The organism is Pseudogemmobacter faecipullorum (assembly GCF_020539525.1).
Taxonomy (GTDB): Bacteria; Pseudomonadota; Alphaproteobacteria; order Rhodobacterales; family Rhodobacteraceae; genus Pseudogemmobacter; species Pseudogemmobacter faecipullorum.
Map to the genome: position 1 here is coordinate 53,947 of NZ_JACDXX010000017.1, position 21,780 is coordinate 75,726.

Here is a 21,780-nt window from a genome sequence, read left to right on the forward strand (position 1 = left end):
ATCATGCCTTTGCTGAATATCCGTAATCTGACGGTCCGCTTCGCCACCGCCAGCGGCAGCTTTACCGCTGTTGACGGCATCGATACCCATGTCGATGTCGGCGAAGTGCTGGCTATTGTCGGCGAATCCGGCTCGGGCAAATCGGTGTCGATGATGGCGGTGATGGGGCTTTTGCCCGATACCGCCACCGTGACCGCCGATGAGATGAGCTATGATGGCAAGGATCTGCTCAAGCTCAGCCCCTCTGAGAGGCGCAAGCTGATCGGACGGGAGATCACCATGATCTTCCAGGAGCCGATCGCTTCGCTGAACCCTTCTTTCACCGCCGGGTTCCAGATCGAGGAAGTGCTGCGCCTGAACCTTGGCCTCTCGGCGAAAGCGGCCCATACCCGGGCGCTGGAGCTGTTTCAGGCGGTTGGCCTGCCCTCGCCCGAGGAAAAGCTGAAGGCCTATCCGCATCAGATGTCGGGCGGCCAGTGCCAGCGCGTGATGATCGCTATGGCGATTGCCTCAAAGCCGCGCCTGCTGATCGCTGACGAGCCGACCACGGCGCTCGATGTGACGATCCAGAAGCAGATCCTCGATCTGCTGCTGAAGCTGCAGGATGAATATGGCATGGCGCTGATCCTGATCACCCATGACATGGGTGTGGTGGCCGAGACCGCCGACCGGGTGGTGGTGCAGTATAAGGGCAAAAAGATGGAAGAGGCCGATGTCCTCTCGCTGTTTGAGGCGCCGCAGCACCCCTATACCCGTGCCCTGCTTTCGGCTTTGCCGGAAAATGCCACCGGCGACCGCCTGCCCACCGTTTCAGACTTCTTTGGCAAGGAGGCTGCACGATGAGCCTGGTGCTTGAAGGCCGCGGCCTGACCCGCGATTATCAGACCTCGGGCGGCATGTTCGGCGCCACCAAAACCGTGCGGGCGCTGAAGGGCGTCGATTTCAGGGTCGAGAAGGGCAAGACCCTCGCCATCGTCGGGGAAAGCGGTTCGGGTAAATCCACCCTCGCGCGCATCATCGCGCTGATCGACCCGGCCTCGGGCGGCGAATTGCTGATCGAGGGCAAGGCGGTTGATATCAGCCGCAAACGCCCCGGGCCGGAGCTGCGCTCAAAAGTGCAGATGGTGTTCCAGAACCCCTATGGCAGTCTCAACCCGCGCCAGAAGATCGGCTCGGTGCTGTCCGAGCCTTTGCTGATCAACAAGCCCGAGATCAGCGCCGATGAACGCCGTGCCCTGGCGGAGGCGATGCTGGTCAAGGTTGGCCTCGGCCCCGAGCATTACAACCGCTATCCGCATATGTTCTCGGGCGGGCAGCGCCAGCGTATCGCGATTGCGCGGGCGCTGATGCTCAAGCCCTCGCTGCTGGTGCTTGATGAGCCGGTTTCGGCGCTGGACCTTTCGGTTCAGGCCCAGGTGCTGAACCTGCTGGCCGATCTGCAGGAAGAGCTGTCCCTGACCTATGTCTTCGTCAGCCATGACCTTTCGGTGGTGCGCTATATTGCCGATGATGTGATGGTGATCAATCAGGGCGAGGCGGTGGAACAGGGCACGCGCGAAGCGGTCTTTGCCGATCCGCAGCATCCCTATACCCGTCAGCTGTTTGCCGCGACACCCGGCACCGATATTGAAACGATCCGGGCCCGGGTGGAACGGCGCCGGGCGCAAAAGGCAGCTTCCGGGCGGTAATATGCAAAAGCGCAGGCTTCGCCTGCCTGCCCGGCATATGCGCCCTTAAAGCCCTGAAATGAAAAACACCCGCCCTGTCTCAGGGGCGGGTGTTTTGCCAGGCTGATGTGAGAGTTTTCCTCAGCCGTCCAGCTCACGCGGGACGATGAAATCCACCGTCATGCCGCGTCCGAAACCAACCTCGCTCCAGGAGGGTTCATCAAAATCCACCACCAGGGTCGCCCCGGTCGGATAGCGGGTGAACTGCGGCGAGACCGGGGTTTTCGCCACCAGACGATGCGCGAATTCGGCGATGCCGGGATTATGGCCCAGCATCATCACCACATCCTCTTTCGCATGTCGCAACACCGCCAGCATCACATCGGGACCGGCGTGATAGAGCGCGGGCTTCAGCTCCAGCCGCGGCCCCTCAGGCAATGCGCGCGAGATCGTCGTCCAGGTCTCCCAGGTGCGCAGAGCATCCGAGCACAGCACTTCTGCCGGCACATATCCGCGCGACGCCAGCCATTGCCCCAGATCCGCCGAGGCGCGCTGGCCGCGCTCATTCAGTGGACGGTCGTGATCTGCCACGGTCGGGTCATCCCAGCTGGATTTCGCATGGCGGGTCAGGATCAAACGTTTCATGGGTGGAACTGTCTCATATGATAGGCAGACTGTTCGGGCAGTCTTGCATAGCTTTGGCTGCGCGGGCAAGCGCGGCGCGTGCGGCAGCCGGCGCTCAGGCAATCTGCGCCTGTATCAAGGTCCAGCGCCGCATGGCAGGCCGGCACATCATAGCCCTCTGCACCAAGCGCCCCGGCCGGACAGGCGCTCAGGCAGGGCTGCGGGCAGCTGTCGCAGGGCCTGGTGCCGCCTGGCAGCTCCAGGCGCTGGCGCAGCGCCAGCGCGCCCCGGAACGAGACCATCAGCCCCTGATCGGCATGGACCAGCAACCGCACCGGGCTGTCCCAGACCCGGCCGGTGCGCAAAGCCCATTGATAGAAAGGATGGTAAGGCGGCCCCCCGAAGGGAAAGAGCGCTTTCGCGCCAAGACTGCAGGCCAGCTGGCCCAGCACCCGGCGCGACCAGCGGTCCATCGCATCGCTCTGCCCGTCCTGCCATTCCGGCGAAGCGGTGAACTGCGGCCAGAAGCCCGGCTCGCGCAGCCCGATCATCAGAAGCGTGGCAGTGCCGCGGGGAAAGCCTGCCTCGCCGGGCTGCGGCGAAAACCCACCCAGAACCGTCAGCGCCTGCGCCTCCAGACGGGACTCAATCTCTGCGAGCGCGTCCATTCTGCCCCTTCTGTCCGGGCGGGCAGGCAAATACCCCCGCCCGGAAGTTTTCAGATCAAAAGCATTCCTCTGCCCTGAATAGCTCCGGCAGGTCTGGCAATGCCTGGCGGAAAGCGACTGGCTTTCAGCGTTTTACGCGCGGCTTTACCCGGGGCTCGGTCGAGCGGATCTGGCTGCCCGCGCCATGATCGGTGAACAGCTCCAACAGCGCCGCATTCGGGATCCGGCCATCGAGAATGGTCACCGCGCGCACGCCTTCATCAATCGCCTTCAGCGCCGTTTCGGTTTTCGGGATCATCCCGCCCGCGATCACGCCATCGAGGATCATCCGCCGGATCTCTTCGGGGGTGATCGAGGTCATCACCTGGCCGCCGGCATCCTTCACCCCCGCCACATCGGTCAGCAGCAGCAGCCGGTCAGCCTGCAAAGCCCCGGCAATCGCCCCGGCAGCGGTATCGCCATTGACGTTGAAGGTCTCATTATCCTGCATGCCGGTCGCCACCGGGGCTACCACCGGGATGATGCCGGCGGAATAGAGGTCACGCAGCACCTGGACATTCATCTCAATCGGGCGGCCGACATAGCCCAGTTCCGGATCATCGGCCTCGCAGACCATCAGATCGTCATCCTTGCCCGAGATCCCGACCGCACGGCCCCCGGCATCCATGATCGCCTGAACGATGCGCTTATTGACCAGCCCCGAGAGGATCATCTCCACCACCTGGACCGTGGCCTTGTCGGTCACACGCTTGCCGCGCACGAATTCCGATTTAATGCCCAGCTTCTCGAGCATGTCATTGATCATCGGCCCGCCGCCATGGACGACGACCGGATGCACGCCGACCTGTTTCATCAGCACGATATCGCGGGCAAATTCCGCCATAGCGGCATCATCACCCATGGCATTGCCGCCAAATTTCACCACGACAACCGCATCTTCATAACGCTGAAGATAGGGAAGCGCTTCTGAGAGCATTTTGGCGGTATTCTGAGCGTCTTGCATGGTCAGCGTCTGTTGTTTCATGGCGTCCTCCGGGGATGCTCGCCCCTTAGGACTTTTACCCCCCCCTGCCAAGCACCCCGGCACCGCGCCGGGCTGCTTCACGCCGGTTTGCGTGTACCGCGCCCCTCCAGCTGGCGAAAGCCCAGCACGATCAGCCCGGCCAGAACCAGATAGATTGCCGCGACAAGGAACAAAGGTTCATAGACGATCAGCGTATCCTGACGCACCCGGCTGGTCACGGCATAGATTTCCACCACGGTGATCGTCGCCACCAGGGGTGTGGCCTTCAGCTGCAAAACCGCCTCGCCTCCCAGGGTCGGCAGCACGCTCTGCAAGGCCTGAGGCAGGCTGATGCGGCTGAAAATCTTTCGCCCTGGCATGCCCATGGCCCGTGCCGCCTCGAGCTGGCCACGCGGCACCGAGGCAAAGGCACCACGCATCACCTCGCCCTCATATCCGGCATAAGACAGCGACAAAGCCACCAGCGCATAGGGCCAGGCCTGGCGCAGCAGCGGCCAGAGCTCGCTTTCGCGGATCCAGGGGATCGAGGGGAAAAGCGAGCCCAGCCCGTAATAGAGCAGCCAGATCTGCAACAGCAGCGGCGTGCCCCGGATCACGGTGCAGAACACCCTGGCCGGCAGCGCCAGATACCAGGGCCCCGAGGCCTGGGCGAGGCCAAGCGGCACGGCGAGGCTGAAGCCAATCACAATCGACAGCACCAGCAGCCAGATCGTGCGCCAGATGCCCTGCAGGATCATCGGCATATATTTGGGCAGCCAGCCCCAGTTGCCATTGATCACGATCAGCCCGACGAGGCCGAGAGCGATCAGCAGCATGATGATGCGGTGCGGCTGCAGCAGATTTCGCATAGTTCAGCCCCCCGTCAGGCGTGGCGGGTCGCCGCGCCGGGCCCAGCGTTCCAGCCGGGCGAAAAGCAGCGTCGAGAGGATCGAGATCACCAGATAGATCGCACCGGCGGCAAGGAAAAAGGTGAAGAAGGCTTTGGTGGTATTGGCGGCCTGACGTGTGGCAAGGGTCAGTTCGGCAAAGCCGACAATGGCCAGCAAAGCCGTGTCCTTGGTGGCAATCAGCCACAGGTTTGACAGGCCCGGCACTGCGAGGCCCAGCATGGTCGGCAAAGTGATGCGCCGCGCCACCATCACCGGCGACATGCCCATGGCACGGGCGGCCTCGACCTGGCCCGGCGGCACCGCCTCAATCGCGCCGCGCAGCACCTCGGTGGCATAGGCGCCCTGCACTACCCCCAGCACCAGTACCCCGGCCAGCACGCCCGAGATCTGCACCCGCTCATAGCCCATCGCCAGCATCAGCTGATTCACCAGATCGGTAAGGCCGAAATACAAAAGCAGGATCAGGATCAGCTCCGGCAGCGCCCGGACCGTGGTGGTATAGACCGCCAGACAGTCGCGCAGCACCGGCCCGCCATAGATTTTACCATAGGCCCCCGCGACCCCGATCACGAGGCCAAGGCCAAAAGCCCCGAAGGCAATCTGCATCGAGGCCCAGAGCCCGGCCAGAAGGGTGCCCCCCCATCCGGGGGGGCTGAGGGCAAGCAGGCTCAGTATATTGTCCATTCTGCTGTTCTGTGCGGCTCAGCGCTCATTCGCCATAGATCGAAGAGGCAAAATATTTCGCGGTCACAGCATCATAGCTGCCATCGGCGCGCACCGTTTCGATGGCCTTGTTGAAGGCTTCTTTGAGCTTCTCATCGCCTTTGCGCAGCCCGACACCAACGCCAAGGCCCAGAACCTCCGGATCATCCGCAACCGCGCCCATCGTGGCACAGCAGGCCTGGCCCTCGGCCGAGGCAAGGAAAGCATCCAAAGCGATAGAATCGGCCTGGATGGCATCGATCCGGCCCGCGACCAGATCCTGATTGGCCTCATCCTGGGTCTGATAGGCTTTCACCTCGGCCGCGACCGAGGCGAAATGTTTCTCAACATAGGCCTGGTGAATGGTCGAGACCTGCACGCCGATGACCTTGCCGGTCAGCCCTGCCTGATCGGGGGTGATGCCCGCGTCTTTTGCAGCAACGATCACCGTCGGCGTATTGTAATATTTATTCGAGAAATCAATCACCTCCTGGCGCTCGGGCGTGATCGACATCGAATTCATGATCGCATCAATCTGACCCGCATTCAGCGCCGGGATCAGCCCGTCCCAGGCGATGGGGGTGATCACACATTCATAGCTGGCGGCTTTGCACAGCGCCTCCATCATCTCAATTTCCCAGCCGGTCCAATTGCCCGAGGCATCGACGCTGGCGAAGGGAGGATAGGGTTCGGGCGCCATGCCGACCCGCAGGGTCTCGGCCGAAGCCGCAGAGGAAATAACAAAGCTCAGAGCAGCAGCAATAAAGGCACAGGCTTTCATTTTGGTCTCCCTGGATAAAATTATTCCGGCCTTCTACGTGACCGATTTCAGAAACTGTTTCAGCCTGGAGGATTGCGGGTCACCAAACAGCTGCTCTGGCGGCCCCTGTTCCTCGATCAGCCCGTTATAAAGATAGACAACATGGTCCGAGACCTCGCGCGCGAAGCGCATCTCATGGGTCACCAGCAGCATAGTCCGGCCCTCATCGGCCAGCGAGCGGATCACCGCCAGCACCTCGCCCACCAGCTCCGGATCCAGCGCCGAGGTCGGCTCGTCAAACAGCATGGCGCGCGGCTGCATACATAAAGCGCGGGCAATGGCGGCGCGCTGCTGCTGCCCGCCCGAGAGGAAGGCCGGATAGGCATCCTCTTTCTGCGCCAGCCCCACCCGGTCGAGCAGATGGCGCGCCCGGGCCACCGCCTCTTCCTTTGGCAGGCCCAGCACATGCACCGGCACTTCGATCAGATTTTCCAGCACGGTTTTATGGGTCCAGAGATTGAACTGCTGGAACACCATGCCAAGGCTCTGGCGCAGCCGCTCGATCTGGCGGCGGTCTTTCGGACGGCCGTCTGCGCGGCAAAGCACCTCTTCGCCGCCAATCACGATCTGCCCGGCCGAGGGGGTCTCAAGGAAATTCACACAGCGCAGCAGGGTTGATTTCCCCGAGCCCGAGCCACCGATCAGAGTGACGACATCGCCCTCACGCGCCGAGATCGAAACGCCTTTGAGCACCTCAAGCGCGCCAAAGCTTTTACGCAGCCCGGTCACCCGGATGGCTTCGGGCCGCATGGCAGCGTGGCCCCCTGCTCCGGCTCCGTCTTTCATGCCGCTCGCCCGCAGCCGCGCCCTGGTACTGCGTATCCGGGCTTACTGGCCGGCACCTCACCGGCACCCCGGCAACAAAATTTCATGATCGGGCCCCGTCTGGCTGCTTCGGCCCTACATTCAGCGAGGGCCGCTCACAGGTATTGAGCCGGGCTTTGCGGCTTGCGTCAAGCGCTCTCCGCAGCCTTATTACGCAATAGTGCAATTAACCTCTCACCCTGACTCTGTCTCAGCCATGGCCCCAGCGCCAGCCCGGCCCGCAGCGAGAGGCGATAAGGGCAGGCCTGCACCCGCAAACAGGACAGCGCCTTCACAATTTACTTACACTAATCATACATAAGCACGGCCTGTGTGGCGTATTCATCCCGGATTACTTTCCCTTTTCATATATTTATCCAGCACAGCCCGATTATAACACACTGCCAGGACCCCACCGCCTTTGCCACCGCTTCGCCCGGAACACCCATTGCAGTGCCGCAGGCGTCAGGTCACAATCAGGCACAGTGCATGAAAGGGTAAGCCCATGTCCGAACAGAAAATCCTTGTCCTGACCGGAGCCTCTCGCGGCATTGGCCATGCCACCGTCAAGCGCTTTTCCTCGGAAGGCTGGCGGGTGCTGACCTGCTCACGCGCGCCGTTTGATCCGCGCTGCCCCTGGCCCGATGCCGAGGCCAATCATATCGAAATCGATCTTGCCGATCCGAATATGACCCTCGAGGCGATCCGGAAAATCCGCGAACGCGTGAACGGCAGAGTTCATGCTCTGGTCAATAATGCCGGGATCAGCCCCAAAGGCCCGGGCGGGGCGCGGCTGAACACCATCGACACCGATCTGCGCACCTGGGGACATGTCTTCCATGTAAATTTCTTTGCCAGCGTCATCCTGGCCCGGGGCTTGCGTGATGAACTGGCGGCGACCAGGGGGGCGATTGTCAATGTGACCTCAATCGCCGGCAGCCGGGTGCATCCTTTTGCCGGTGCGGCCTATGCCACCTCAAAAGCTGCTCTCGCCGCGCTGACCCGCGAAATGGCGCATGATTATGGCCCGCTCGGGGTGCGGGTCAATGCCATCGCCCCCGGTGAGGTCGAGACCGCGATTCTGTCGCCCGGGACCGATAAGATTGTCGAGAAACTGCCGATGCAGCGGCTGGGCCAGCCGAAGGAAGTGGCCGATGCGATCTGGTTCCTCTGCTCGGACCAGGCCAGCTATATCTCGGGGGCCGAGATTGAGGTGAACGGCGCTCAACACGTCTGAGCGCCGCCCTGCCCCCCTTTGCCGGGGGGCGGGAAGGCTTTATGCGAGCGTCGCGATCACGGCGCGCAGCGTCTCGAGACCCTCGCCCTTTTCCGAGCTGGTCAGAATGATCTCGGGATAGGCAGCCGGGTGTTTCTGCAGCGCCTGTTTCACCTGCTCGATATTCTTCTCGCGGGTCTCTTTGTTGATCTTATCGAGCTTGGTCATCACCACCTGGAAGGTCACCGCCGATTTATCGAGCATGGTCATGATCTCATCATCGACCGCTTTCACCCCATGGCGGCTGTCGATCAGCACAAAAGCCCGGCGCAGGGTCTGGCGACCCGAGAGATAGGCTTTCAGCAGCTCCTGCCATTTGCGCACAATCGCCACCGGCGCTTCGGCAAAGCCATAGCCGGGAAGGTCGACCAGATAGCGCTCTTCGCCAAGCGCGAAATAGTTGATCTCCTGGGTCCGACCCGGGGTGTTCGAGGCGCGGGCCAGGGTCTTGCGATTGGTCAGCGCATTGATCAGACTCGACTTGCCAACATTCGAGCGCCCGGCAAAGCAGACCTCGACCCGGTCGGCCGGCGGCAGGCCCGGCATCGCCACCACGCCTTTGACGAATTCGACCGGCCCGGCGAACAGCAGGCGGCCGGTCTCGGCGGCTTCCGCTTCAGGCTCCGGCGCGAGAGTGAAAACCATGCTCATCAGACTACCTCAACTTTATCGCCCGGACGGATCTCACCGCCTTTGCTCACCACGGCATAGACGCCGAAATCCTGTGCGCCGACCAGAGCACGCAAAGCGCCCAGGGTATCGGCATTCACCTCTCCCGTTTCGGGATCGGCGGTTGTGGCCTTACAGCGCCCGATCCGCTCGCGGATCTCCAGCACTGTCTCACCGATCCGCAGCTGCCGACCGATCCAGTCAAACTCGGCAAAGGGCTCAAACCCTTCCAGCCAGAGATTGCCGCGCCAGCGATCGGGCGAGATCTCCTGGCCCAGATGCGTCGCCACGGCGGCATTCGAGGCCAGGTTCTTCACCGAAAGCGTCGGATAATCGCTGTCGGTCATCGCCACACCCGGCGCTTTGACCAGGGCCACCGGGCGGAAGCGCTCGGCCGGGCTGATCGGCAAAAGCCAGTCGATCAGCGCCTCGCCCTCGTCATCGGGGCGAAAGCGCAGCAAAGGGCGGGCGGGATGGCTAAGCTCCATAACCCCGCTCGCCTCGTCAAACACCGCCCTGATCGCCATCAGCGCCGGGGTACGGGCGCCGCGCTGAAAACTGGCGCAGGCGGTCCAGGCCGGGGCAGCGGGATCAAATTTAGACAGATCATGCGCCACCGCCCAGTGCCGGTCCCAGGGCATCGCCTGTCCCGCCAAAAGCCGAACGGACGCGAGGCTCTCGCGTCCGTGGGCTTTGATCGGATGGCGGCAGATCGAGGCCAGCCGGCCCTGATGCCCCGCCCCCGTCATTTCCTGCCGCTTTTCTTACCGGGCGCAGCATTGGCATTGGCCGCTGCGGCCTTGCCCTTTTTGTTAAAGCCCTTGCGGATATTGCCGAAAATATCCGGTTTGGCACCGTGGCTGCGCATAATGGTATATTGCTGCACGAAGGTGATCACGTTGTTGGTGATCCAGTATACCACCAGACCCGAGGCAAAGCCGCCCAGCATGAACATGAAGATCCAGGGCATCCAGGCAAAGACCGAGGCCTGAACCGGATCAGCGGGGGCCGGGTTCAGCTTTTGCTGCAGCCACATGCTGATGCCGAGCAGGATCGGCAGCACGCCAATAAAGATCAGATGCAGGATCGACCCGGCCATCGGCGCATCCCAGGGCAGCAGTCCGAAGAAGTTGAACAGCGACGAGGGATCGGGAGCCGAGAGATCGCGCAGCCAGCCAAAGAACGGCGCGTGACGCAGTTCGATGGTGACGAAGATCACTTTATAGAGCGAGAAGAAGATCGGGATCTGGATCAGGATCGGCAGACAGCCGGCCGCCGGATTGACCTTTTTATCGCGGTAGAGCTGCAGCATTTCTTTCTGCAGTTTCTGTTTATCGTCGCCGGCGCGCTCTTTGAGCGCCTCCATCTCGGGCTGCAGCTCTTTCATCCGCGCCATCGAGACATAGCTCTTATAGGCCAGCGGCAGCACGATCAGCTTCAGCACGAAGGTCAGCGCGATGATCGACAGGCCCATATTGCCGATCAGGCCATGGATCCAGTGCAGCATGGCAAAGATCGGCTTGGTCAGGAAATAGAACCAGCCCCAGTCGATCGAATCGATAAAGCCCGGGATCGCCGCACGGCTGGCATCCTGCTTTTCGCCGAACAGACCGGCAAAGAAGCCCGGCTCATTCTGATAGTCGCGAATCGCTTCCCATTCCTTTGCACCGGCAAAGAGACGGGTGGTGGTCGAGAAGGACTGGCCCGGGGTGACGACCGTGGTCGGCTGACGGGCCTCGGTCAGATAGAGGTTCGAGCCGGGCACATATTTGGTGACCTGGGTATAGGGCTTGCCCTGCTCGGGCACCAGGATCGACATCCAGTAGTGATCGGTAAAGCCGATCCAGCCATCCTGGGTAACCTCAACCACCTCGGCAGGGGCGCTTTCGCGCTCGACGACATCAAGATCGGTCATATTGGCATAGGTGGTCTCGGCCAGCTTGCCATCGGCCCGGGCAATCGCGCCCTCATGCAGGATGAAGAAGCGCTTCAGATCATCGGGCAGGCCGTCGCGGCGGATCTGGCCGTAATAGGCCAGCGAGGCATCGCCTGCGCCATTATTCTGCACGGTTTCAGTGACGCTGAACATGAATTCGGCATCAACCGAGATTTCACGCAGGAAGGTCAGCCCCTTACCGTTATCCCATTTCAGGGTGACGGGGTTCTCAGGGGTCAGGGTCGCACCGGAAGCCAGGCTCCATTCGGTCTGCGCCCCGGGGACATCCTCGGTCGCCAGCGATCCGCCCGGACGCCAGCCGAACAGTGCGAACCAGGCGTTTTCTTCGCCCTGGGGGGCCAGCATACGCACGACTGGCGCGCCATCCTCGATGGTCTCGCGGTAGTTCTTAAGCTGCAGATCGTCGATACGGCCACCGAGCAGCGAGATCGAACCCTGCAGCTCGGGCGTGTCGACGCGCAGCCGCGGCGCCTCGGGCACCGGCTGCGAGGGCGAGGCCGCGCCCGCATCCGCGACCGCCGCCGGGCTGTCTGCAGTCTGGGTCGCAACCGGGCGCTCAGCTTCAGCCGGCGCTTCGGGTGGCGGGAAAAGCCAGAACCAGACCAGGACGACGCCGAGGCTCAGCACCATCGCCAGGATCATGTTCTTGTGATTGTTATCTTCCATCGTCGAAGCCGCTGCCGCTGGTTAGGAATGGGTCTGCGGTCTTCAACAGAAGGGGGGGACAAAGGTCAAGGCCTTTCGCAGAAATGCCCGGCGAGGGTGCGGGTGCTCAAGCCCCTGCCGGGTCGGAAACCGGCCAGCTTTGGCGCGCCGTGCCCCGCCCCGGCCTGAGCTTTGCGGGCCCTCCCGAGCGCGAATGCGCCCGCTGCCCGGTTGCGAAATGCGACATGCGGGATGCTGCTGCAAAGCGCCCCGGCCCTGGCGGCGCAGGCGGGGTCCTGGCCCGTGCGGGAGCGATCACCGGCCCGCGGCCTGGCCGAGGCTGAGCGGTGCGGCGCTGCGCTGCTGATGCGCGGCAATCCAGCCGGGCATGGTTTCCGGCGCCATCGGCCGGGCAATGCCATAGCCTTGCAGAAAGCCGCAGCCCATCGCGGCCAGACAATCCTGCTCGCCGCGGGTCTCGACCCCCTCGGCCAGGGTCTCCAGCCCGAGTTCGCGTGCCATGGAGAGGATGGCCGCCATCATTTTCTGCAGCTCGCGATCCTGGTCGATCTGCTGCACATAGGCGCCGTCGATTTTCAGCCGGTGCACCGGCATACGGCGCAGGCTGGCAAATGAGGCATAGCCGGTGCCGAAATCATCGAGATCAATGCCACAGCCCATCGCCTCGAGCCGCAGCAGATTATTAATCAGCTGATCGCCCTCGCCCATGGCGCAGACCGTCTCCAGCACCTCGATCACCAGCCGCCCGGGGGTGAGCCCGAAATGCTGCAGCTCACGCCGGACCCGTTCGGGCAGACCGGCGGCGCGCAGATCGCTGCCGGTAAAATTCACCGCGATGGTCGGCACATGCAGCCCCGCCGCATCCCAGCTGACCAGCGCCCCAAGCGCCTGGTGCAGCACCACCTCGCTGAGCTCGGCCCCCAGATCATGACTTTCAATCGCCGGCAGAAAAGCCCCGGGCAGGATCAGCCCGCGCAAAGGATCCTGCCAGCGCACCAGAGCCTCGGCACCGCTGACCGCGCCGGTCACACAATCAATCTGCGGCTGAAACCAGGGCCGGATCTCGTCATTCTTCAGCGCATCGACCAGCCGCTTGCGCAGATCGGGCCGGGCTGGCGGCACGATACGGGGAACCGCCGCCTCCGGGGGGCGCCTGCCGCGCCGGACCAGCGCCAGAAGCGCCGTCCTGAGCCGATCGGCACCAGAGGAGAAAGGGTTAGGAAGCAAGCGCATAGATCTTCTGGCCTTTACTGGCAGATACCTGATCCACAGCTAATGGCCGCCAAGATGACTGCCGGGTTAATCCGGAAGCCGCAGTTGTCCGTTATTTTCTTCAGCGAGGCCAGGCTTTCCGAGCGCGAGGCCGATAAAATCGAAAACGCCGGGATCGGCGAGATGCGAGGGCCGCACATTCATCAGCGAACGGAACATGACCTGGCGGCGGCCCGGGCTGCGCATCTCCCATTCATCGAGCAGTTTCTTCACCTGGGCGCGCTGCAGCCCCTCCTGGCTGCCACAGAGGTCGCAGGGGATGATCGGATAATTCATCGCCCGGGCGAATTTTTCGCAATCGGCTTCGGCCACAAAGGCGAGCGGCCGGTATAAAAACAGATCCCCCTCTTCATTGACCAGTTTTGGCGGCATGCTGGCAAGACGACCACCATGGAACAAATTCATGAAGAAAGTCTCAAGAATGTCATCGCGGTGATGTCCCAGCACCACGGCAGAACAGCCCTCTTCCCGGGCGATGCGGTACAGATTGCCGCGCCGCAGCCGCGAGCAGAGCGAGCACATCGTGCCGCCCGGTTTGATCTTTGAGGTCACCACCGAATAGGTGTCGCGGTATTCCACCCGGTGGTCGACCCCCATTTTCGCCAGAAATTCCGGCAGTACGGTCGAGGGAAAGCCAGGCTGGCCCTGATCCAGATTGCAGGCGAGCAGATCCACCGGCAAGAGCCCGCGCCATTTCAGCTCATGCAGCACCGCGAGCAAAGTATAGCTGTCCTTGCCGCCCGAAAGACAGACCAGCCAGCGCTGGCCCGGCTGGATCATCCCATAAGCATCAATCGCCTCGCGGACCTGCTGGACCAGGCGTTTGCGCAGCTTGCGGAATTCGGTGGTTTTTGGCGCGCCATAGAACAGCGGGTGGATGTCGTCGGCTTCGTCGTCCAGCATCACGCTGCCCCTGAATTCTGCTCAAAACGCCCCATATGCCTGGCAAAGGCAAGGGTCAAGCCCGCGCCCTGCCCTGCTCAGCCGGCTGCTGCCCTCAGCCCCCCTGGCGCCGCGCCCGCAGCCTGGCAAAGTAATCAATCCGCTTGCGCAATTCGCGCTCAAAGCCGCGTTCCGGCGGGTTGTAGAGCACCGGTCGCTTCATGCCTTCGGGGAAATAATCCTGGCCCGAGAAGCCGTCTTCAGCATCATGATCATAGGCATAGCCCGCGCCATAGCCGATCTCTTTCATCAGCTTTGTCGGCGCGTTGAGGATATGGGCGGGCGGCATCTGGCTGCCGGTATCGCGCGCCAGCGCCCGGGCCGCCTTATAGGCGGTATAGACGCCGTTCGATTTTGGCGCGAGGGCGAGATAGACCACGGCATTGGCAAGCGCCAGCTCGCCCTCGGGCGAGCCGAGCCGCTCATAGCTTTGCCAGGCATCGAGGCAGGCGGTATGGGCCTGGGGATCGGCGAGACCGATATCCTCAACCGCCATCCTGGTCAGGCGACGGGCCAGAAAGCGCGGATCCTCGCCGCCCTCGAGCATCCGCGCGAACCAGTAAAGCGCGGCATCCGGGTCCGAGCCGCGGATGGATTTATGCAATGCGCTGATCAGATTGTAATGTTCATCGCCCGATTTGTCATAGCGCGCAGCCCGGCGCATCAGCCGCTTTGCCAGTTCCTCGCGGCCAAGGCTGGAGGGCACTTTCCAGGCCGCGACCTGTTCGATCAGATTGAGCAGCGCCCGCCCGTCCCCATCGGCCATTTCCAGCAGGCTTTCACGCGCCTCGGCCTGCAAAGGCAAAGCCCGGCCCAGTTCTTTCTCGGCGCGCTGGCACATGCGCTCCAGATCGGCCAACGACAGCCGTTCCAGCACGATCACCTGCGAGCGTGACAAAAGCGCGGCATTCAGCTCAAACGAGGGGTTCTCGGTGGTGGCCCCTACCAGCAGGATGGTGCCATCCTCCATATGCGGCAGAAAGCCGTCCTGCTGCGCTTTGTTAAAGCGGTGGATTTCATCCACGAACAGCAAAGTGCCCTGGCCGTTCTGGCGCCGGATTTTCGCCGCCTCGAAAACCTTCTTCAGATCCGGCACCCCGGTGAAGATGGCGGAAATCTGCACGAAGGCCAGATCGGTCTGATCGGCCAGCAGCCGGGCGATGGTGGTCTTGCCCACCCCGGGCGGCCCCCAGAGGATCAGCGAGGACAGGCTGCCCGCCGCCAGCATCGCGCCAAGCGGCCCCTCGGGCGAGAGGATATGCCCCTGACCGATCACCTCGGACAGGGTTTGCGGGCGCAGACGATCTGCCAGCGGGCGCGGCGCTTCGCGTTCCGGGGTTTTCGCGGGATGAGAGTCGAAAAGATCAGCCATGGCCGCCAGTCTGGCAGAAAGCGATCACAGCCGGAAGCGCAGACGCAGAGGCTGGCCGTCGCGGATCAGATCGATCTGCACCCGCCGCCCCGCCGCGACCAGCAAAAGGCCGACATCGCGCGGCAGTTCAACCGCCTGGCCGTTGATCCCGGTGATAATATCGCCGGGGCGCAGCCCGCTGCTGCCCGAAATGCCCTCAGTCGCGGTGACCACCACCCCCGCAGCATTCAGCGCCAGACGATATTCGGCAATCAGCGAAGGGTTGATCCGCGCCAGGCCAAGCCCCTCCAGCCCTTCACGCGGGCCAAGCACCTGGCTCAGCCGCTCGGGGCTGTCGGGGGCGGCAGCAGGGGTGATCTCACCCGATTTCACCGCGCCGTCCTGCAGCCATTCAAAGGCGACGGCTTTGCCCGCAGGCAGCAGCGACAGACGGAACAGAAACTCCTGGGGCGTATTCACCGGCTGTCCGGCCAGCGACAGCACAACATCGCCCTCGCGCAGCCCGGCGGCGGCAAAGGGGCTTTGCGGATGCAGGCCCGAGATCAGCACGCCGCGCGGCAGATCCATCCCCAGCGCATCGGCCAGGCCGCCATCGACCAGCTGACCGGAAATCCCGGCCCAGGGACGGGCGAAATGACTGCTCCCCTCCCGGGCCTGAGCGATTACCGCCTGGACCAGATTGGCGGGGATGGCAAAGCCGATCCCGTTTGAGCCGCCGCTGGTGGTGACAATTGCCGAGTTGATGCCGATCAGCCGCCCCGCCATATCGACCAGCGCGCCGCCGGAATTGCCCGGATTGATCGGTGCATCGGTCTGCACGAAATAGCCCGAACCATCACCGACCTGCAAAGCCGAGCGCGCAAGACCCGAGACGATGCCCGAGCTGACAGTCTGACCAATGCCAAAGGGATTGCCGATCGCCAGCACCAGATCGCCGACCTCCAGCGCCTCGCTGTCGCCCAGTTCGAGGAAGGGCAAGGGCGTCTCGCTTTCGATCTTCAGCACCGCCAGATCGCTTTGCTGATCCGAGAGCAGCACTTTCGCGTCATATTCGCGCCGGTCCGACAGGACGACCCGGATATCAGTGGCGGTGCCGGTGACATGGTAGTTCGAGATCACAATCCCATCGGGCGAGACAATCACCCCCGAGCCGAGCGAATTCTCAACCCTTTGCCGCGCCGGGCCGAAATCCTGGCCCATAGCACCGAAAAACTCCTGGAAGAAAGGATCGCCGGCGAAGGGGCTGGAGCGGGTCTCAACCAGCTGGCGCACGTAGATATTCACCACCGCCGGGGCAGCCTGTTTCACCACCGGCGCGAAAGAGAGCGAGATCTCGGCCTGGCCCTCCGGCAGCCTTGTCTCAGCAAGGGCGGGCAGAACCGGCAGATGAAGGGCGGCAAGAAGAACAAGCGGGCGCAGGCTGCGCATCGGGGCCTCCGGGAAAAGTCTCAGACAGCGGGTGGCGATCCACCCCGGGGCGACTATGGGCCTGCCGTGGCCGGGCCTCAAGTCACGCTCTCGCGCGCGGGCGGTGTCCCTGCCGCGCCACAACCTGCGGCCCCCTGCCCCGGAAGGCAAATGGCCCCGAATGCAAAGACCCCGAAATGCAAAAGGCCCGCCAGATGGGCGGGCCTTTCCAGTGTCAGATGCGGCGCAGAACTTATTCTGCCTCTGCAGCTTCCAGACGGGCGCGGTCAGCTGCGCCTTTGGCCGAGGTGTCACGGTCAACGAATTCGATGATCGCCATCGGAGCCATGTCGCCATAGCGGAAGCCGGCCTTCAGGATGCGGATATAGCCACCCTGACGGTCTTTGTAGCGCGCGGCCAGAACGTCGAAGAGTTTGGCAACGTCTTTGTCTTCTTTGAGAGCAGCAGCTGCCTGACGGCGGGCATGCAGGTCACCGCGCTTTGCCAGCGTGATCAGCTTTTCGACGATCGGACGCAGTTCCTTCGCTTTCGGAAGGGTGGTCTTGATCTGCTCATGCTCGATCAGCGAGCCGGCCATGTTCGAGAACAGGGCTTTACGGTGCTCATGGGTGCGGTTCAGGCGGCGGTAGCCACGTGCGTGACGCATGGGTCTCTCCTATCACGTTTTGCTTTGTACTGCCGGTCGTGCGTGCAACCAGCATGTTGGGGCGGTATTGCCCGGAATTTCCCCCGATCAGCAGCGGGGCATTGACAGGGGGGCGTGTAGCCACGCCCCCCGAAATCGTCAAGTCTGAAAGGATCAGAACTGGTCTTCGAAGCGCTTTGCCAGGTCTTCGATATTCTCTGGCGGCCAGTCTTCGACTTCCATCCCGAGATGCAGACCCATGCCCGAAAGCACTTCCTTGATCTCGTTGAGCGATTTGCGGCCGAAGTTCGGGGTGCGCAGCATCTCGGCTTCGGTTTTCTGGATCAGATCGCCGATATAGACGATATTGTCGTTCTTCAGGCAGTTTGCCGAACGGACCGACAGTTCCAGCTCGTCGACCTTCTTCAGCAACAGCGGGTTGAATTCGAGGCCCGAATCCACTTCGCCGCCCTTTGCCGCTTCCGGCTCGTCGAAGTTCACGAACACCGCCAGCTGGTCCTGGAGAATGCGCGCAGCATAGGCCACGGCGTCATCCGGGGTCAGCGAACCATCGGTTTCGATCTTCATGGTCAGCTTGTCATAATCCAGCACCTGGCCCTCACGGGTCGGCTGGACTTCATAGGAGACGCGCTTGACCGGCGAATAGATCGCATCGATCGGAATCAGGCCGATCGGCGCATCTTCCGGACGGTTCTTATCGGCCGAGACATAGCCTTTGCCGGTATTCACGGTCAGTTCCATGAACACGTCTGCACCATCGTCAAGGTGGCAGATGACATGTTCTTTATTCAGAACTTCAATGCCATGGGTCTCCGAGATCGAAGCAGCGGTGACGACGCCCGGGCCTTTGGCCGAGATCGACAGGCGCTTCGGCCCTTCAACATCCATCTTCAGCGAAACGCCTTTGAGGTTCAGAACGATATCGGTGACATCCTCACGGACGCCCGGTACCGACGAAAACTCATGCAGGACATTGTCGATCTGCACCGAGGTGATTGCCGCGCCCTGCAGCGACGACAGCAGCACGCGACGCAGCGCGTTGCCCAGCGTCAGACCAAAACCGCGCTCGAGCGGCTCGGCAATGACGGTCGCAGTGCGCGCGACATCCTTGCCAGGCTTCACAACGAGCTGGGTTGGTTTAATCAGTTCCTGCCAGTTTTTATGGATCATGCTTCGCCTCCATACCTGCCTCCACTCCCATGTTCCGAAGAAGTGTGGCGCCCGAGGGTCTTAAAATGCAATCGTCAGACAGACCAAACCGGGCCCTGCAAAAAGGCAGGGCCCGGCCGGATTTTTCAGATATCAGACGCGACGGCGCTTCGGCGGGCGGCAACCATTGTGCGCCAGCGGGGAAACGTCGCGGATCGAGGTGATGGTGAAGCCAACTGCTGCGAGTGCGCGCAGAGCCGATTCACGACCCGAACCCGGGCCCTGAACTTCGACCTCAAGGGTCTTCACACCATGTTCCTGTGCCTTACGGCCAGCGTCCTCGGCAGCCATCTGAGCTGCGTAAGGGGTCGATTTACGCGAACCCTTGAAGCCCATGGTGCCAGCCGACGACCAGGAAATTGCGTTACCCTGAACGTCAGAGATCAGGATTTTGGTGTTGTTGAACGACGAGTTCACATGAGCAACGCCAGCGGCGATGTTCTTGCGCTCTTTACGCTTACCGCCACGAGCGGCCTTCGGATCACGTGCCATACTTCTGCGCTCCCCTTACTTCTTCTTGCCAGCGATGGCTTTAGCCGGGCCCTTGCGGGTACGAGCATTGGTATGGGTGCGCTGACCGCGAACGGGCAGACCGCGACGATGACGCAGGCCGCGGTAGCAGCCGAGGTCCATCAGACGCTTGACGTTCATCGAGGTTTCACGACGCAGGTCGCCCTCGACGGTGAAGTTCGCATCGATATGCTCACGGATCGCCAGAATCTCTGCGTCGGTCAGCTGATTGACGCGACGGGTGCGGTCAATATTCAGAGCTTCACAGATCTGCTCAGCGGAATGAGCGCCGATACCGGTGATGTACTGAAGCGCGATCGGGATCCGCTTCTGGGTGGGGATATTAACGCCAGCAATACGTGCCACGCGCATGTTCCTTTCGTTGCGGTTCCGTAGTGCCAGAACCTTTTTTCACAACCCGGCCAGTTTGATCCGAAAATCTCTGAGCCCGGCCGATTCGATCTTCCTGAAAACAGGAAACCCCGGATCGGTGATTCCGATCCGGGACTGGCCGTGAGTATGGGGAAAACCAGCCCGGGTCAAGGCCCCGGCCGCGCTTCCTCATGCTTTGTCAAGAACTTTCGCAATCGCCTCAGCCACATCGGCCATCGGCGCCATGCCATCGACCTGGCTCAGCCCGCCTTTGGCATAGTAATAGCCCAGCAGCGGCGAGGTCTTCTTGTAATACTCCTGCAGGCGCTCGGCAAAAACTTCAGGATTATCATCGCGGCGCACCGGCTGACCGGCCGCGGCTGCCTCATTGGCCCGGCTGACAATCCGGCCCACCAGAGCCGCATCATCCACCACCAGCTCAATCACCGCATCAAGCTTCTGGCCCTTGGCCTCGAGCAGAGCCGCCAGCGCATCCGCCTGGGGCAAAGTGCGCGGGAAGCCGTCGAAGATGAAGCCGCCCGCAGCGCCCGCATCCAGCTTTTCCGCGATCAGACCGATCACGATCTCATCGGTGACCAGCTGGCCGGCATCCATGATGGCCGCAACTTTATTGCCCATCTCGGTGCCCGAGGTTTTTGCCGCCCGCAGCATATCGCCGGTCGAAAGCTGGACCATGCCACGGGTATCTTCGAGACGTTTTGCCTGGGTCCCCTTGCCCGCGCCTGGCGGCCCGAGCAGGATGATATTCTTTGCCATAGGTACTGTCCCCTTACCTCAGCGCCGCGCCGGAGCCCGTGGGCCGGTCTTACGCTTACCGCGCAGCTGCGACTTTTCGATCAGCGATTCATATTGATGGGCCAGCAGATGCGACTGGACCTGATTGATGGTATCCATCGTCACCGAGACCACGATCAGAACCGAGGTGCCGCCGAAGTAGAAGGGCACGCCGACCTGTGAGATCAGCAGTTCAGGCAGAAGGCAGACTGCAGCCAGATAGGCCGAACCCAGCACCAGAACCCGGTTTACCACATAGGTGAGGTAATCCTCGGTCTTCTTGCCCGGACGGATGCCCGGAATGAAACCGTTCTGATTTTTCAGGTTCTCAGCGACCTCATCAACTTTCAAGCTGACGTTCTGAGTGTAGAAATAGCTGAAGAAGACGATCAGCAGCACCAGCGCCAGCGAATGCAGCGGCGTGCCGAAACCGAGATAGAGCGCAATCGCGGAGAGAACCGGATTGGTCGAGCCACCGAAAGTGCCGATGGTGGCCGGCAGCATCAGGATCGACGAGGCAAAGATCGCCGGGATAACGCCTGCCGGATTGACCTTGATCGGCAGATGCGACGAGCCGCCGTCATAGACCTTCATCCCCACCTGACGGCGCGGATACTGAATATGGATCTTGCGCAGCGCGCGTTCCATGAACACGACGAACATGATCACGGCCACGACCAGCACCAGAATGCCAAGGATGACCGGGGTCGAGATCGCCCCCGAACGGCCCTGAGCCAGGAACTGGAACATCGCGACCGGAATCTCGGCTACGATACCGACGAAGATGATCAGCGAAATACCATTACCGATGCCGCGGGCGGTGATCTGCTCGCCCAGCCACATCAGGAACATGGTGCCACCCACCAGGGTGATCACGGCACTGGCGATGAAGAACCAGCCCGGATTATGCGCCATATCGCCGGCCTGCAGCGAGGCCGCGATTCCATAGGCCTGGAAGATCGCCAGGAACACGGTGCCGTAACGCGTGTACTGGTTCATCTTTTTCCGGCCCAGCTCACCCTCTTTCTTGAGGGCCTTCCAAGGCTCGTACATCGTGCCCAGAAGCTGGACGATGATCGAGGCCGAAATATACGGCATGATGCCGAGGGCGAAGATACCCATCCGGCCGATTGCACCGCCGGTGAACATGTTCAGCATGCCACCGAGCCCCTGCCCCGCCTCGCGAACGAAGGAGCGAAGCGCGTCGCCATCGATCCCGGGCACCGGAATATAGGTGCCCAGACGATAGACGATCAGCAGTCCGATGGTGAAGAAAATGCGTTGGCGAAGATCGGTCGCCTTGGCCAGGGCCCCCCAGGAGAGGTTGGCGGCCATTTGCTCTGCGGCAGATGCCATTTCCGGTCTCTTTCATGGACAGCGCCGCCGGAACCGTTTCCCGGATCCGGCGGCGCAAGAAAACTGCTAGGAGATGTAAGCGACGAAGCCGCCGCTCACAACCGAAAACTC

General features: G+C 62.2%; 23 protein-coding genes. 3 read left to right on the plus strand and 20 right to left on the minus strand.

What is annotated here, in order from left to right; translation table 11 throughout:
* Positions 1 to 3 precede the first annotated feature (3 nt).
* Positions 4 to 843, plus strand: a complete 840-nt coding sequence (locus H0485_RS16310; RefSeq protein WP_226937018.1) for an ABC transporter ATP-binding protein — start codon at positions 4 to 6, stop codon at positions 841 to 843.
* Positions 840 to 1,688 (plus strand): ATP-binding cassette domain-containing protein, encoded by an 849-nt coding sequence (locus tag H0485_RS16315; RefSeq protein WP_226937019.1) that lies wholly within the window; start codon positions 840 to 842, stop codon positions 1,686 to 1,688. Before H0485_RS16310 ends, H0485_RS16315 begins: the two co-directional genes overlap by 4 nt.
* Before the next feature lie 120 nt (positions 1,689 to 1,808).
* Here H0485_RS16315 and H0485_RS16320 read toward each other — a convergent pair whose 3' ends face one another.
* The 7 genes from H0485_RS16320 to H0485_RS16350 form a co-directional block, all read right to left on the minus strand.
* Positions 1,809 to 2,312 carry a SixA phosphatase family protein gene (locus H0485_RS16320; protein ID WP_226937020.1) on the minus strand — a complete coding sequence of 168 codons (504 nt, stop codon included), beginning with the start codon at positions 2,310 to 2,312 and terminating at the stop codon, positions 1,809 to 1,811.
* Positions 2,309 to 2,959, minus strand: coding sequence for a ferredoxin (locus H0485_RS16325; protein ID WP_226937021.1), 651 nt, complete (start codon positions 2,957 to 2,959; stop codon positions 2,309 to 2,311). The genes H0485_RS16320 and H0485_RS16325 overlap by 4 nt, the downstream gene beginning before the upstream one ends.
* Positions 2,960 to 3,083: 124 nt before the next feature.
* Positions 3,084 to 3,962, minus strand: coding sequence for an acetylglutamate kinase (gene argB, locus H0485_RS16330; protein WP_435531515.1), 879 nt, complete (start codon positions 3,960 to 3,962; stop codon positions 3,084 to 3,086).
* Between the two features lie 98 nt (positions 3,963 to 4,060).
* Complete coding sequence (locus H0485_RS16335) at positions 4,061 to 4,831, minus strand: ABC transporter permease (protein ID WP_226937023.1); 771 nt, start codon at positions 4,829 to 4,831, stop codon at positions 4,061 to 4,063.
* A gap of 3 nt (positions 4,832 to 4,834) precedes the next feature.
* A complete protein-coding gene (locus H0485_RS16340) occupies positions 4,835 to 5,557 on the minus strand; it encodes an ABC transporter permease (protein WP_226937024.1) in 723 nt (240 codons plus the stop codon).
* 25 nt (positions 5,558 to 5,582) lie between these two features.
* Entirely contained in the window at positions 5,583 to 6,356 is a 774-nt protein-coding gene (locus H0485_RS16345; RefSeq protein WP_226937025.1) for a transporter substrate-binding domain-containing protein, read from the minus strand.
* 33 nt (positions 6,357 to 6,389) lie between these two features.
* Positions 6,390 to 7,181, minus strand: a complete 792-nt coding sequence (locus H0485_RS16350; RefSeq protein WP_290427259.1) for an ABC transporter ATP-binding protein — start codon at positions 7,179 to 7,181, stop codon at positions 6,390 to 6,392.
* A 523-nt stretch (positions 7,182 to 7,704) separates the two neighbouring features.
* Here H0485_RS16350 and H0485_RS16355 point away from each other — a divergent pair.
* Positions 7,705 to 8,436, plus strand: a complete 732-nt coding sequence (locus tag H0485_RS16355; protein WP_226937026.1) for an SDR family NAD(P)-dependent oxidoreductase — start codon at positions 7,705 to 7,707, stop codon at positions 8,434 to 8,436.
* Positions 8,437 to 8,475: 39 nt separating this feature from the next.
* Here the strand turns inward: H0485_RS16355 and yihA are convergent, their stop codons facing one another.
* From yihA to secY, 13 genes are all read right to left on the minus strand, one after another.
* Positions 8,476 to 9,126, minus strand: coding sequence for a ribosome biogenesis GTP-binding protein YihA/YsxC (gene yihA / locus H0485_RS16360; protein ID WP_226937027.1), 651 nt, complete (start codon positions 9,124 to 9,126; stop codon positions 8,476 to 8,478).
* On the minus strand, positions 9,126 to 9,893 hold the full coding sequence (locus tag H0485_RS16365) for an MOSC domain-containing protein (protein WP_226937028.1): 768 nt from the start codon (positions 9,891 to 9,893) through the stop codon (positions 9,126 to 9,128). Before H0485_RS16365 ends, yihA begins: the two co-directional genes overlap by 1 nt.
* The gene (gene yidC / locus H0485_RS16370) at positions 9,890 to 11,767 is read right to left on the minus strand and encodes a membrane protein insertase YidC (protein ID WP_226937029.1); all 1,878 of its coding nucleotides are present in this window, start codon (positions 11,765 to 11,767) and stop codon (positions 9,890 to 9,892) included. Before yidC ends, H0485_RS16365 begins: the two co-directional genes overlap by 4 nt.
* A gap of 294 nt (positions 11,768 to 12,061) precedes the next feature.
* Complete coding sequence (locus H0485_RS16375) at positions 12,062 to 13,000, minus strand: EAL domain-containing protein (protein WP_226937030.1); 939 nt, start codon at positions 12,998 to 13,000, stop codon at positions 12,062 to 12,064.
* A 66-nt stretch (positions 13,001 to 13,066) separates the two neighbouring features.
* Complete coding sequence (ttcA, locus tag H0485_RS16380) at positions 13,067 to 13,939, minus strand: tRNA 2-thiocytidine(32) synthetase TtcA (RefSeq protein ID WP_435531516.1); 873 nt, start codon at positions 13,937 to 13,939, stop codon at positions 13,067 to 13,069.
* Between the two features lie 97 nt (positions 13,940 to 14,036).
* A complete protein-coding gene (locus H0485_RS16385) occupies positions 14,037 to 15,353 on the minus strand; it encodes a replication-associated recombination protein A (protein ID WP_226937032.1) in 1,317 nt (438 codons plus the stop codon).
* 24 nt (positions 15,354 to 15,377) lie between these two features.
* The gene (locus H0485_RS16390; RefSeq protein ID WP_226937033.1) at positions 15,378 to 16,781 is read right to left on the minus strand and encodes a trypsin-like peptidase domain-containing protein; all 1,404 of its coding nucleotides are present in this window, start codon (positions 16,779 to 16,781) and stop codon (positions 15,378 to 15,380) included.
* Between the two features lie 232 nt (positions 16,782 to 17,013).
* Positions 17,014 to 17,427 carry a 50S ribosomal protein L17 gene (gene rplQ, locus H0485_RS16395; RefSeq protein ID WP_226937034.1) on the minus strand — a complete coding sequence of 138 codons (414 nt, stop codon included), beginning with the start codon at positions 17,425 to 17,427 and terminating at the stop codon, positions 17,014 to 17,016.
* A 153-nt stretch (positions 17,428 to 17,580) separates the two neighbouring features.
* Positions 17,581 to 18,597: a DNA-directed RNA polymerase subunit alpha gene (locus H0485_RS16400; RefSeq protein WP_226937035.1), complete on the minus strand. Its 1,017-nt coding sequence runs from the start codon at positions 18,595 to 18,597 to the stop codon at positions 17,581 to 17,583.
* A 132-nt stretch (positions 18,598 to 18,729) separates the two neighbouring features.
* Positions 18,730 to 19,128: a 30S ribosomal protein S11 gene (rpsK, locus tag H0485_RS16405; protein ID WP_226937036.1), complete on the minus strand. Its 399-nt coding sequence runs from the start codon at positions 19,126 to 19,128 to the stop codon at positions 18,730 to 18,732.
* A 15-nt stretch (positions 19,129 to 19,143) separates the two neighbouring features.
* A complete protein-coding gene (gene rpsM / locus H0485_RS16410; RefSeq protein ID WP_226937037.1) occupies positions 19,144 to 19,512 on the minus strand; it encodes a 30S ribosomal protein S13 in 369 nt (122 codons plus the stop codon).
* Between the two features lie 195 nt (positions 19,513 to 19,707).
* Positions 19,708 to 20,295: an adenylate kinase gene (locus H0485_RS16415; RefSeq protein WP_226937038.1), complete on the minus strand. Its 588-nt coding sequence runs from the start codon at positions 20,293 to 20,295 to the stop codon at positions 19,708 to 19,710.
* Between the two features lie 18 nt (positions 20,296 to 20,313).
* Positions 20,314 to 21,669 (minus strand): preprotein translocase subunit SecY, encoded by a 1,356-nt coding sequence (secY, locus tag H0485_RS16420; protein WP_226937039.1) that lies wholly within the window; start codon positions 21,667 to 21,669, stop codon positions 20,314 to 20,316.
* Positions 21,670 to 21,780: the final 111 nt, after the last annotated feature.